The 12,815-nt window shown below is 41.9% G+C and carries 10 protein-coding genes; 9 read left to right on the forward strand and 1 reads right to left on the reverse strand.

Going from position 1 to position 12,815, the window contains the following annotated elements:
• The first annotated feature begins 1 nt into the window (after position 1).
• Both F6J99_RS15265 and F6J99_RS15270 read left to right on the forward strand, forming a co-directional pair.
• On the forward strand, positions 2-2,809 hold the full coding sequence (locus F6J99_RS15265; RefSeq protein ID WP_293113668.1) for a hypothetical protein: 2,808 nt from the start codon (positions 2-4) through the stop codon (positions 2,807-2,809).
• 112 nt (positions 2,810-2,921) lie between these two features.
• Positions 2,922-3,629: a hypothetical protein gene (locus F6J99_RS15270; RefSeq protein WP_293113669.1), complete on the forward strand. Its 708-nt coding sequence runs from the start codon at positions 2,922-2,924 to the stop codon at positions 3,627-3,629.
• 297 nt (positions 3,630-3,926) lie between these two features.
• On the opposite strand, the gene F6J99_RS15275 is transcribed toward F6J99_RS15270, so the two are convergent.
• A complete protein-coding gene (locus F6J99_RS15275; protein ID WP_293026813.1) occupies positions 3,927-4,049 on the reverse strand; it encodes a hypothetical protein in 123 nt (40 codons plus the stop codon).
• Positions 4,050-4,118: 69 nt separating this feature from the next.
• Between F6J99_RS15275 and F6J99_RS15280 the strand changes: the two genes are divergently transcribed.
• From F6J99_RS15280 to F6J99_RS15310, 7 genes are all read left to right on the forward strand, one after another.
• Positions 4,119-5,114, forward strand: coding sequence for a hypothetical protein (locus F6J99_RS15280; RefSeq protein ID WP_070391369.1), 996 nt, complete (start codon positions 4,119-4,121; stop codon positions 5,112-5,114).
• Positions 5,115-5,912 carry a hypothetical protein gene (locus F6J99_RS15285; protein ID WP_293113670.1) on the forward strand — a complete coding sequence of 266 codons (798 nt, stop codon included), beginning with the start codon at positions 5,115-5,117 and terminating at the stop codon, positions 5,910-5,912. It abuts the gene before it with no gap.
• A 131-nt stretch (positions 5,913-6,043) separates the two neighbouring features.
• Positions 6,044-7,861 (forward strand): hypothetical protein, encoded by a 1,818-nt coding sequence (locus F6J99_RS15290; protein ID WP_293113671.1) that lies wholly within the window; start codon positions 6,044-6,046, stop codon positions 7,859-7,861.
• 232 nt (positions 7,862-8,093) lie between these two features.
• The gene (locus F6J99_RS15295) at positions 8,094-8,948 is read left to right on the forward strand and encodes a hypothetical protein (RefSeq protein WP_293113672.1); all 855 of its coding nucleotides are present in this window, start codon (positions 8,094-8,096) and stop codon (positions 8,946-8,948) included.
• Positions 8,938-10,323 carry a hypothetical protein gene (locus F6J99_RS15300; RefSeq protein ID WP_293113673.1) on the forward strand — a complete coding sequence of 462 codons (1,386 nt, stop codon included), beginning with the start codon at positions 8,938-8,940 and terminating at the stop codon, positions 10,321-10,323. The genes F6J99_RS15295 and F6J99_RS15300 overlap by 11 nt, the downstream gene beginning before the upstream one ends.
• Before the next feature lie 194 nt (positions 10,324-10,517).
• The gene (locus F6J99_RS15305) at positions 10,518-12,464 is read left to right on the forward strand and encodes a type IV secretory system conjugative DNA transfer family protein (protein WP_293113674.1); all 1,947 of its coding nucleotides are present in this window, start codon (positions 10,518-10,520) and stop codon (positions 12,462-12,464) included.
• A gap of 145 nt (positions 12,465-12,609) precedes the next feature.
• On the forward strand, positions 12,610-12,815 hold a 206-nt coding region (locus tag F6J99_RS15310), incomplete at its 3' end, for a hypothetical protein (RefSeq protein WP_293113675.1).

A 12,815-nucleotide genomic window follows, 5' to 3' on the forward strand; every position in this document is an offset into this window, starting at 1 on the left:
TATGACAACAACTCAAGCTCACGATCAAGCTAAACAAAAGATGGGAAAGAAGCGGGTTGATGTAGGAAATGGTAAAAAGAAAACCTTAAAGCCGTTCGAGGATGACTGTAAATTAGCTAGTTTCCTAGAAGTCAGAATTGATGGGTCTGATGTTGGGGCATACATTCTCAGAAAAGGAGAAGCTTCCTATAAATTTGTGTTTGGTTTTGAATGTCGAGGCATACACACCACCTTACGCCAGGAGTTAATTGATCCGGTTTTTGATGCCATCGAAGCTGGCTTAAAAGATTTCCCAGAGCAGGAAACCCTCACGATTCACCTAACCTCTTTCACTGATGACACTGATAGACAAAACACGTTGAGTCAGCTAATCAAAGGGACAGACTCTAACGAGTTAAAGTACCTGATTATGGGAGAAAAGAAGCGAATTCAAGACTTGACAAAAGGGGGAATTAGAAAGCCAAAGACCTTGTATTTATTTGCTACCTATACCGTAGAATCAGGTCGAGAGGGAGCATCTGATAAAATCGAAGAATTTTTGATGACAGCTACCAAGTGGTGGAACGGATTCATTGGCAAGCTGGATGAGTATGAAAAACAGCAGATCGAGAGAGTGATAGAGATTGCCTTTAATAATGGCTATCAATTTTGGGAAAGGCTGTTGAGCAATCAAATGGGTCTATCGATTCGCCCTCTTTCTGCTCAAGAGTGTTGGAATTATGTGTGGCAGCGATTTAATAATACACCACCTCGTTCAGTTCCCCAGTTGCTTTCCTTGACTGAAGCTGGAGTTACCGAGGAGGTTTACTCAGAAATCCACCCGGTTTCTCTGTTAATGGAGGACTATACCGCTATTCCATTTGCTGATCGGCGTTGGATTAATCTCAAAGACCAGTATACGGCAGTCATGCTCTTTTTAGATAAGCCTGAGGGGTGGAGGAATAAAGAATCCCAAATGCGCTATCTCTGGCAAGTCATGGCAAAAGATGAAGTCTATGACACCGATTGTTTTTGCGAGATTTCCAAAGCGAATATTAAAACAGTAACCAGCAAAATGCATTCGCTGACGAAACAGGCAAATGTCTCCTCAAAATATGCAGAAGAGAAAAATACGATTAATGTTAAAGCACAATTAAATATTCAGAAAAATGTCGAGGCTCAGGCTGCTATATATGAAGGAGCTGTACCGTTTAATGTCTCGGTTGTTTTCTTAGTCCATCGTGATTCTCCACAAGAGTTAGATCAGGCGTGTTATACGTTAAAATCTTATTTTCCGCCACCAGCTTGGATGGTAAGGGAGACCGAATATCCTTGGAAAATATGGCTAGAAACCTTACCGATTTCCTGGAGCAGACTATTAATGCGTCCGTTTAAGCGATCGCATACCTATTTAAGCCATATTGCACCAGGGTTAATGCCAGTAGTCAAAACCCGGACAGTGGATAAAACGGGATTTGAATTAATCTCTGCTGAAGGGGGTACGCCAGTTTTTATTGACTTATTCAAACAGCATAAAAACCTAGGGATTTTTGGAACCACCCGCAGTGGAAAATCTGTTTTAGCATCAGGAATTATTACCCAAGCCTTGGCTCATGGTATCCCCATCTCAGCTATGGATTATCCAAAACCCGATGGCAGTTCTACCTTTAGTGACTACACCGCTTTTCTCGGGGATAAAGGAGCTTATTTTGATATTGGTCGAGAGGCAGTTAATCTTTTCGAATTGCCCAATTTAAAGGGATTAGATGCTAAACTACAACAAGAGAGACTTACAGAATACAAAGAATTCTTAGTTGAAGCACTAATGCTAATGGTTCTTGGCTCCATGACGTTTCATGACCGGACTTATACGGATAACATCAGAGCCATGTTAAGCCTAGCAATCAAAGCCTTTTTTGATGATGATCAAATCCATGACCGTTATGTAGCAGCAAATATCAATGGCTTAGACTCTCAAGAATGGCAATTAATGCCTACCCTGGCAGATTTTATTGATTTTTGTTCCTTAGAAAGATTGCGGGTTACCTCTGTATCTGGGGATATCCTTCAAGCCTTGGATCAAGTCAAATTGCGACTGAGGTATTGGATCAATAGCCGAGTAGGAAAAGCAATTAGTCGCCCTTCTACCTTTAGAAGTGATGCTCAGTTATTAGTCTTTGCCTTACGGAATATTAGTAGTGATGAAGATGCTGCACTACTCTCCTTAGGGATTTACTCAGCAGCCTTAAGACGTTCTTTAGCCTCGCCGGTGAGTATATTTTTCATCGATGAAAGTCCCATTCTGTTCCAGTATAATTCCATTGCTGAATTAATTGGCAGATTGTGTGCTAATGGAGCCAAAGCCGGAATTCGGGTAATTTTATCTGCTCAAGATCCAGATACAATTTCCAAGTCTCCCAGTGCAGCGAAAATTTTTCAGAATATAACAACTCGCTTAGTAGGGAGAATTCAACCAACAGCAGTTGATAGCTTTGTCAATATTTTGAAATATCCTTCAGAGATTATTAACAAAAATGCCACAGAAGGATTTTTTCCTAAACAAGAAGGAATGTATTCTCAATGGTTACTCGATGACAATGGCATTTACACCTACTGTCGATTTTATCCCGGTTCAGCACTGTTAACAGCTGTTGCTAATAATCCTGAAGAATCAGCAATTCGTCAGACAGCAATGCGCTTACATCCCAAGGATAAAATTATGGCTATGCATTATGCTAGTAAAAAAATGGCCGAAATGCGTAATTCAGAAGTCCAAGTCGTGACTTCAAAGTTACCCGATCCGAGAGCAGAAGTTAGACTTCAAAATTAAGCATTCAAAATAGAAGATGATCTAGGTGAGTCAGGGATACGCTTTTATCGTTTAGCTTTCAGTTCTCAGTCTTTAGGCTTTTTTCGTAACTATTCAATCAAGGAGTTCAATCATGGCTAAAAATATCACCAAAACTTGGCTACAGTTGTTAATTATTAGTACCCTAATTACAACAGTTCCTAAACCAGCCTATGCTTCTGGTGGAATTGTGGATAGTTTTGTTGACTCGTTTGTTGAGGAATTTCAGAAGGTTAAGTCTTACTTTACAAATTTCTTCGATGAATTTACCAATCTACCAGAAACCATAGACAACGATTTGAAATCAGCATTGGAAGATTCCATGGGAGTTTTAGGTATCCCGGATGTGGAAGACGTCAGAGCGTCAATTGAGGAAAGTCTCCAAAAAAGCGATTACCCAATTTATGAAGGAGAGAAACTTGCTAATGAAGTAGAAAGGCAAGTGGCTAGAGCGTCAGCCTCTCGTGTTCTTAGTCAAGAAGGACAGCAGCAGTCAATCCAGGAGCTACAGCAAATGCAGGATACTGTTTCACAGGTACAGCAATCAGCTCAAACAGCTCAAAATCAGACAGTTACTCAGAATGTGATCAAAGAAGTCGCTCTTCAGAATGCTCGTCAAGCCGCCATACTCGGCTCCTTGCAAGCCGCTACCGTTGAGGAAGCGCAACGACAAGAAATTTCTAACATGCTCCAAAGCAATATCTCTCGTGCTTTGGATGGACAAACTCAGGCAGATCAATACCAAAAACTGGGCGCTGGTATGGAAACTTTGAGAATTACCTCCTTAAGTGGCTTGTTTTAGTTAGCTAAAGAGTTAACTGTTGACTGTTGATCGTTAATTGTTAATTGTTAATTGTTAATCGTTAACCGTTGACCGTCAACAGTTATCTGGATCCAGAATTATTCAATTATTTATCAATTCTGAACTGACTCACGCTCCGCACTTAGCACTTATAGGACTACGCATTAAGGTGTTTGACATTGATACAAGCTGAAACGCTCTTTTAGTGAACTTTTGCCTCTTGCCTCTTGCCAATGCCATTGCGCGTAGCGCTATAACACTCCTCACTCACAACTATTTCTCTTATGTCTCCTTGGTCTAGCTTACCTGCTTGTCCCTATTCCTACCTTCTTTGTTTATCACCATGTGTAGCGATCGCCATGTCTGTTCGTCCTTATATTCCGGATTTCCTCCGTCTGCCGATCTCTGCGAATTCTCCATCTACCCACTCTCCCCAATGTTTCAACTTTGCTGATCCCATCACTAATCACGTAAAGAGGTAATCATTAAATGATAGTCACCCCCAACTTAATCGCTCAATTTAGTAATGGAGCCTCTCAGATTATCCAGAATGGTCGTACCGGACAAATTGCGATCGCAGAAGCCATGAATGAGCTCTGGAGTGAAGTCCTCGGAGGTGGGTTGTATGCTGTGATCGCTACACTGGGGGTGTTTTTTGCCGTGGGAAGCTTAGTTCTATTCATGACTCAATGGGCAAAAGCTTTAATAGAATACGATGAGCCAATTATGTGGTCTGAGATCATCTGGCCCTTATTAGTCGCGGTTTTGTTAGCGAATGATGGAGCAATGTTAGCCAATGGCACCCAAGGACTCAGAAGTGTAATCAACAATACGTCTAATTCACTACTGCAAAACACATCTGCCAGAATTTCTTTGCAAGAATCCTACCAAATTGTGACAGAAAATATTGGAGCAAAGGCAGTTATTGATTCCTTGGTTTCTCAATGTGATTCTATCGTCGATGTTCAACAACAGGTGGATTGTTTAACAAATGCAGAGCAACAAGCACGGGACTTTTCTAAAACGTTACCGACATCTGAACAATGGTTCGATAAAGTTGGTTCATTGCTGAATCCTCTGAATGTTACTGAACGAGTCGGCTTTGCGTTACAAACCGCAGTAACGGGTTGGTTAATGTCGATTGGTATGGCATTTCAGTGGGTAGCAGAAGTTTCGATGTTGCTAACCGGACTATTAGGTCCATTAGCGGTAGGTGCCACATTATTACCTGTGGGAGCTAAGGCAATTTACGCTTGGTTAATTAGCTTTTTTTCCATCGGTTTAGTGAAAATATGCTACAACATTATTGTTGGTTTAGTCGCCACATTAATTGTTAATGCTGAGAGTTATAACCCATTAGTTTTTGCTTTTGTCGCTGGATTAATTGCCCCCATCCTAGCGTTAGTATTAGCCGCTGGAGGAGGTCTAGCTATTTTTAATAGCTTAAACTCCTTCAGTGCTTTTGTATTAGGAGGCTTAAAATAAATGGACAGCACGACTAGTTCTCCTCAGAATAAGCTAAAATTTCTCCAAAGAGGTAAGAAGAGTACTTGGTTATCCAGTTTCAATGTAACGGATAGTCTGGGGATTATCTTAATCAGCAACTTTGCTTACAATACCTTAATTCTGTTTTTCCTAGCCCTGTTGTATGGCGCTCAAGCAAGGCTAGCTAATAAGCCAGCTCCTTCTTTGGTGCAATTGAAGACTGGTGAAACCACTGCGGTAGAAGCCATTGGGAATAAAGAACGGACAGCAGAGGTAATTAAAGCATTTACCATTAAAACCATGAGTGACCTGTTTACTTGGACAGGGCGATTACCTGGAAAAGATGGCGTTCCCTTTTCTAACTTAAACTCTGATCCAGGAGTAGAAATTCATGGCAAAGGTAGGCGTCGAGGTAAAATATCTACTCAAGCCTGGAAAGCTAGCTTTGCCTTAGCCGATGATTTTCGTGATCCGTTTCTCCTAAAGTTAGTAGACTTAACGCCATCCAACGTATTTAAGGGCAAAACACAATTTGCTTTTGTCCCCCAATTTGTCAGAGAACCTATTAAAATAAAAGAAGGGGAATGGACAATCGATTTGGTTGGCACATTAACCGTTCTAGATACTACCAATAATTTGCCCACCTATATTCCCTTCAACAAACAGGTTCATGTACGGGCAGTGGAACCTCCTAAGTATTCACCAGGTATGGCAGACGATAGTCTACCTCCGATTATTGCTAAGGCGAGAGAGAAAGGTTTGGAGGTGGTAAGTATCAAAGATTTAGACTCAAAATAAACCTGAATCCTAAGTCCAATAGTCCTGAGTCCAAGAGTCCACTAATCCGTGCATCCGTCTGTGTTAACACATCCGTGTTGTGGGACTAATGACTACAGCAACTGGAATAACTACAGCAACTGGGAGAAATTATGAAGCTATCAGATCTAAAAGACTTTGATGTCCAAAGCCTGGAACATAAATCTGAAGAAGAAATGAGTAAAAAAACTCTGATTCAGCAGAACAATGGTGCAGAGAATACCGCCCCGACATGGACAGAAGAATCATTAGCTGAGTTGCTACAATTTGATACTAGTTATGACCAAGAACAAAATCCTAGCACTCAGGGGGTAATAGCATCGACTAATGGTTCCGCTGATTTAGATCCAGACTTAAATGTTACCCAACAGGAATTCGCAAAATCCGGTTGGGCAAAAGGCGCTTCCGTTGGTGCAGTAACTGGGTCAATTGCTGTAGTCGCTGGATTAGTTTTTACAGGGATGACCTCCTTGTCTTCTAAGAAGAAATTGGTCGAAAAAGTTACTCCAATTCCCACCAGTGTTGAGAAGGAATCGGAAAACGCGACCGATTCTGAAATCGGACGACTGAAGACTGAATTAGCCCTAGCCAAGCAACAAAAACAGATCCAAGCCATTCAAGAGAAAAAAAGACCAAAAACAACCATAGAGCTGGCCAAGTCAGAAGAACCCCCATCCCCATCACCGAAAACACCTCCACCACCTCGTCCTAGGCCAGCAGTGCGTTCAGCACCACCCCCTCCTGTGGTAAGAGCATCAACCCGTCCAGCACCCCGTCCAGTGCGCCGACCGGTGGTAATTCGTCAAGCTCCGCCACCCCGTCCAGTGCAGCAACCAGTAGTAATTCGTCAAGCTCCGCCACCCCGTCCAGTGCGCACAGCACCAGTGCGCACAGCACCAACACCACCCCCTGTGGCAAAAGCACCAACACCTCCTCCACCTCCTCCAGCCCCAGCAGCAAAGATAGATCCCATGGAGCAATGGCTGGCTTTGAGCCAACTAGGAAGTTATGGTTTGAGTTCTGCCAATACTCCAGAAGCGCCAGAGCAAAATGTAGCGATGATGGAACCAAGCCCACAAACACAACCAGTAGCCCAACGAAAAAATGGGATCAGGGGACGCTCTACTATTGCTAATACATACTCAATTCCAGCTGTACAGAGAGTTTCCAACTCTCCCAATCCTCCCCAACCCCTCAATGGATCTCCCGTTATTTTTGCTGATCAAGTTGCTATCTCAGAAGAAGCCAGTATTTTAGCTGGTAGAGCCATCAGACGGAAGCTATTTTCCTTTGGTCAAGAAGCAGCTGGAGAATTAATCACACCAATTGTTTGGACCAAGTCGAACCTATCTCGAAATTCTCAACAACCAAATTTGGATCAACGATTTGTGGTGCGTCTGAGTGAGCCTCTAGTGGATGAAGATAACCAAGTTTTGCTCAAAGCTGGTAGCAAAATTGTCTTTCTCTGTAACATGGTTGATGATAGTGGACTAGTGAATAGTGATGCGATCGCATTAATCATCGATGACCAAGAATATCAGTTACCCCCAGGAGTAATTAGTCTCAGAGGAGATAAAGGCAATCCGATGGTCGCGAATGTCTGGGATCGGGGTTCTGATGATATCGCCAGAAATGACATGATCGCCTTCTTGTTTGGTTCTGCTGCCAAAGTAGGAGAAGTACTCAATCAACCTGAACGGAGTCAAATTATCACCTCCAGTGGTTTTGGCTCAAGCCAGTCTAGCACCTTCACTAGTCGAGACCGCAACCTATGGGGAGCAGTGCTTGAGGGAGGGTTTAAACCTCTTGCTCAAGACATTGTAGAGCGTAATGCTTCAGCAACACGCCGACTACAAAATTTGCCCAAATTATGGTACATGGGTGCCGGGAGTTCCGTACAAATTTTTGTCAACACACCCTTTGAGTTGTAGTCTAGCTTTTATCAATTTGGTGAGGTACATATTTCCTGGTTTTATGGAACAGGGAACAGGGAACAGGAAACAGGGAACAGGGAACAGGGAACAGGGAACAGGGAACAGGGAACAGAAAACAGGAAAGAGAAACCCACCCCTAACCCCTCCCAGAAATATGTACCTCACCTAATTAAAAACTGATATAAATTTTAACGTTTCAATTGTGAATTTAAGGAGCTTGTAACTAGCCATGACTAATTTTTTTTCAGCCTTGCAAATTCAATTAGGTCAAGAGTTAAAAATTAAACCAGCCAAAACTCAAATTTTTTTACTATTTGCTTTATCTCTTTTTATAGCTAAGCCAGCTTGGGCAGATCCTGGTAATTCAGCTATAGCAGTGAAACGGGTAAGTCTAACCTCTTCTGGGCAATCTTCAGTGCCTCAAAATAACCCAATTCCAGTAGCATTGGCTCCAGGATATGGTGTAAATATCAGTTTCATTTCTACTGGGGAAGTTATTGAAAAGCTCTGGATTGATAATCCCTCATTTGTTGCTGTTGATGTCGATGGTTGCTTAGATAACTTAGTTGCTAAAAAAAACTGTGAGTATAATCAAGCAACTGTAATTCATTTGCGCCGCATTGAAGAACTTGATATTCCTGGTATCCCAAAGACAAATAGCACACTTTTGACAGTAGTTACTCGTTCTATTAATGGTAGGCAGATTTATCTATTTAAAGTGACTCCAGCTGACCGACCTAGCGAAGTAGTCATTGAATTTAATAAACCTACTCCTTCCGTAGATTTTATAGTCGTCGATGCCATAGAGCGGGGGATCTTTCGAGCAACCTTACAAGGACTGTTAGTCAAGGGTTCACAACTCCATAGAAAGTTAGATAATTTCGTCGTTTTTCTCAAAGACGGTCAGACTATTTCAAATGCCGCCACTCAAGCCGGTATTTCTTTGGAATTGGCCGATAAATTGCAAAAAATGGGTCGTCGTCCAACTGTTCCAACAGCCATTTCACAAATGAATGAACAGAAAGACACCATTGAAGTCCTAACTAAAGAAGTCGTAATCCAGGAGAAAAAGAATGAGCAGTAAGCATCAGATAAAATCAAATAAAAAGAAACCTTGGTGGCAAAAGGATAACCATCGGCGAAAAGGGTTTATTCTACTCTATTGGTTCGTCACTGGCTTAGGTCTTTGCTTTGTACTTTCTGGTATTCTTATTGCCTCTGGATTAAGAATGCCAACAGCGGTCGCAACTCTTACTCCTGTTCAAAACAGTAAACTACCAGTAAAAGAAACGAAAATTAAACCCAAGGTAGAAGCACAAGTAAAACCACACGTAAAACCAAATGTAAAACCCAAGCTAGCATTCAATGCTGCAAGTTATCCTCTGAAAGACTATGTGCCAACCACAGCTTGGGAGGGAACTAAACTACCAAATTGGAATCAAGTCACCTTCGGAAGTTTTCCCGGTATTTCTCAAGGGGGTTCTTTTCAAGCGTCTTCAGATGTGATTCAAGCTGTAGGTTATGACCCATCAAGGACATGGTTAGCTGGTCAAACACCAGACCAATATATGAAATTAGGAGACTTTCAGCAGATATTTGAGCTACAAAATTTTAGCTTGAATAACATTATCTCCCTAACTGGATTCGACTTAGGAAATTTGTCCTTAGCAGATTTTGGGTTAATGAGCTCCCAAACCTTAGGTAGCTTAGTAGACGCCATCCCTGATTTGGAAAGATATACTATAGAACAGCTGCAACCAGTCTTTGGTTTACTATCCATCAATTTGGCCAGTAGCTTTGACCCAACAGAAACCTTAGGAGACTTTTTAGCATTCTCACCCCACCTCAGAGACCTTTCCTTTGACACCCTTGACCTATCGGTTTATGGATTAGATTCCCTACCTGGTATTGATGTTGCTCCCCTCGCTGCATTTAAGGATTGGCAGAATACCAATATCGCTCAAGTTCCTGGTTTATCCCAAGTACCATTTTCGCAATTTCCCAATCCGATTCAAGCACAAGGGAGCGCCATTGGTATTTTGGATATCGCCTTTGGGATAGCTGAATCTCAACGCAATAATACCATTTCCGGTAGTGATCAAGAAGGATTTAAAGTTCCCTGTGAAAGTGAATGCGCTCATATCGAATTAGCTGGTCAGCCAAGTATCAAAGGTAAGCAGTGGATTAGTGGTAAATATCAAGAAGTTCAGGGAGGTTCCGGTTTTTTAGGACAAATAAATGATGGGATGGAACCCACTGGTAGACATCCCTTTGGCGATGCCTTTAAGGTAGTAGTTTGGGATACATCAGAAACAGAAGGCTCTGCTGGTACAGCCTTATTTTTCCGCTATTGTGTCCGTAACATGTTTGTGGATTTAGGGTGTACACCCTATTTCATCGGTCCTGTACCATTTCTGTCCTACCAGGAGAAAGATCCAATCTTTTTAGGCTTACTTTAGTCATTAGTAATTTGAAAATTGTTAATTGTTAAGCTGTTCAGCATTTAGATTGGTATACCTAAATTAATCAAAGGGAATAGGGAATAGGGAACAGCGATGCATCGCTATTCCCTGTTCCCTAAAACCCAGGACTCTGTACCTCACCCAATTGAAAACCGCTATAGTTGTCTTCAATTTTCGATTTTCAAAGAAAAATGAACCAGAATACAAATCACGTTATTAGTCTACCTCCGGGATTAATTTATCAGCAACTTACCAAAGAAAATCTTATAGATTTTTCCCAAACTAATCAGGGAATCACCATCACCAGCTGTTTGCTAGCTTTGGGTTTGCTAGCGATAATCCCGGATGGCAAGAAAGGTCAATTAGCGACAGGCTATTGGGGAGGTAAAAAGGAGAAAAAAGCTGCTCGTAAAAAAGCTCAGGAACAGATGGCTAATCTTTCCAGAAACTCCGTTGCTCTCTACGTCGGCACTCCCGAAGACATTCAGAAGCGTCAAGAGCAAGAATGGATCAAGCAGGGGAAATTGAAAAAGCAACGGAAACCTGAAGCTTTCAATTGGTTTAAGCCTGCTGCCGAGTCCTTATATCTTCCCGATGCCCAACGCGGGATTGCCGCCATTGGAGCCAGTGGTTCAGGCAAATCCTTTTCAGTCTGTGACCCTCTAATTCGTTCATCCCTTGATCAAGGATTCCCCACAATTATATATGACTTCAAATATCCAGCGCAAGCAAAACGGGCCGTGGGTTATGCTTTAAAAAGAGGCTATAAGGTACATATTTTTGCCCCTGGTTTTCCTGAGTCAGATGTCTGTAATCCCTTGGATTTACTCAAAGATGAAGAAGATGCGATCGCAGCCGGTCAAATCGCCCAAGTCATTAACCGAAATACAGATTTAACTGGCGGAAAAGCCAGTGGCGATAAATTCTTTGAAGATGCCGGGGATAGTTTAGTCGAAGGAATATTTTTGTTAACCAAGGCAGTTGGTACCTTAGTCGAAAATCAGCGATATTGTGATATAATGACAGCACAGGCAATTTTAAGTTTGCCTGACCTAGTCAGCCGATTGGAATTTGCTTCCCAGGAGAAATTAAATGTCTGGACAACTCGCCCCCTATCCCAAATCATTAGTATTAAAGAAAGTGAGAAAACCGTAGCCGGGATTATCGGAATTGCTCAGCGAACCTTCCAAAAATTCTTGAAAAAAGACTTTATGGGAGCATTTTGTGGAAAAACCACCTTACCTTTAGATTTAGAAGGAAAACAACTGATCGTCTTTGGGTTAGATCGAAATAACCGGGATATTGTCGGACCACTATTAGCAACAATCCTCCATATGGTTATTAACCGGAACGTATCTCGAATTAAACCTCGAACAGACCCTCTAGTTGTTTCCCTAGATGAGCTACCAAGTTTGTACTTACCCCAGCTGGTAAACTGGTTAAATGAAAACCGAGAAGATGGGTTTTGTGGTATTCTAGGCTATCAAAACTTAGGACAATTAGAAAATAGGTATGGCAAAGAGCTAACCAGAGCTATTCTAGGAGGTACAGCTACAAAGTTCATCTTTAATCCCCAAGATCCAGACTCCGCTAAAACCTTCTCTGACCTATTAGGAGAGTTTCAAATTCATTTCAAATCCAAATCCAAGAGTAGTGGTACAGGGGGCAGTTCTCACTCTAAATCCGATCAAAAGAACAAGCGACCACTTTTAGAGCCCGCTCAGTTTATTAAATTACCTACTGGTAAAGCAGTCATCATCAATCCCGCTTATCAAAGAGCCAAAGAAAGCTATGTGCCTTTGTTAGAACAAATTCAAATTCCTGAGTCTGATCTTAAAGAGCAGGAGTGGTCAGAAAATTTATGGGAGAGTATTCGAGACCATTTAATTAAAGTCAAGAGAGCATCTCACCGAGTTTCTAATCAGCAAAGGGTGCGTCAACTTAAGGAGAGAATGGCATTAGTCGAGCAATTATTTCCATTGCCAACAGATGGCGCTAGACAAGCACCAGCATCCTTTTCTCCTACCCCAGCACTAATACCAAACTCTGGATCTAGCTCATCCACGGCAACTTCTCATTGGCCTCCACGTCTATCTGATCAAGATGTCTCACCAGACCTACTCGAAGGAAGTTTTTAATGAATTGCTTTGTTAGAGGTTACAGGTTACAGATTAAAGGTTACAGGTTACAGGTTGCAGGTTACAGGTTGCAGGTTACAGGTTGTAGGTTACAGTTTACAGGTTGCCATCTGATAACTTGAAAATTGTGTAATTGGAGGAAGCCATGTTTTCTAACTATAAAATAAATCCTGTAGAGGATTTAGATAGGGCAACAAATAACTTATCGGATCTACCCTCATTACCCATCGACTATTTTCCTAATGTGATTGAGATTTTTGATCAATATGGATTATTAGCTGGCGTAGTGGTGTCCAAAGGCATACCCTATGAAATGCCTAGGCACAACGATCAGGTCAGTGACTACAATGC

This window comes from Moorena sp. SIO4G3, from assembly GCF_010692305.1.
Taxonomy (GTDB): domain Bacteria; phylum Cyanobacteriota; class Cyanobacteriia; order Cyanobacteriales; family Coleofasciculaceae; genus Moorena; species Moorena producens_A.

Excerpts from the sequence above, each read along its gene's own strand:
- F6J99_RS15265 (WP_293113668.1), top strand. The coding sequence starts at position 2 with ATGACAACAACTCAAGCTCACGATCAAGCTAAACAAAAGATGGGAAAG.
- F6J99_RS15270 (WP_293113669.1), top strand. The coding sequence starts at position 2,922 with ATGGCTAAAAATATCACCAAAACTTGGCTACAGTTGTTAATTATTAGT.
- F6J99_RS15275 (WP_293026813.1), bottom strand. The coding sequence starts at position 4,049 with ATGGAGAATTCGCAGAGATCGGCAGACGGAGGAAATCCGGAATATAAG.
- F6J99_RS15280 (WP_070391369.1), top strand. The coding sequence starts at position 4,119 with ATGATAGTCACCCCCAACTTAATCGCTCAATTTAGTAATGGAGCCTCT.
- F6J99_RS15285 (WP_293113670.1), top strand. The coding sequence starts at position 5,115 with ATGGACAGCACGACTAGTTCTCCTCAGAATAAGCTAAAATTTCTCCAA.
- F6J99_RS15290 (WP_293113671.1), top strand. The coding sequence starts at position 6,044 with ATGAAGCTATCAGATCTAAAAGACTTTGATGTCCAAAGCCTGGAACAT.
- F6J99_RS15295 (WP_293113672.1), top strand. The coding sequence starts at position 8,094 with ATGACTAATTTTTTTTCAGCCTTGCAAATTCAATTAGGTCAAGAGTTA.
- F6J99_RS15300 (WP_293113673.1), top strand. The coding sequence starts at position 8,938 with ATGAGCAGTAAGCATCAGATAAAATCAAATAAAAAGAAACCTTGGTGG.
- F6J99_RS15305 (WP_293113674.1), top strand. The coding sequence starts at position 10,518 with ATGAACCAGAATACAAATCACGTTATTAGTCTACCTCCGGGATTAATT.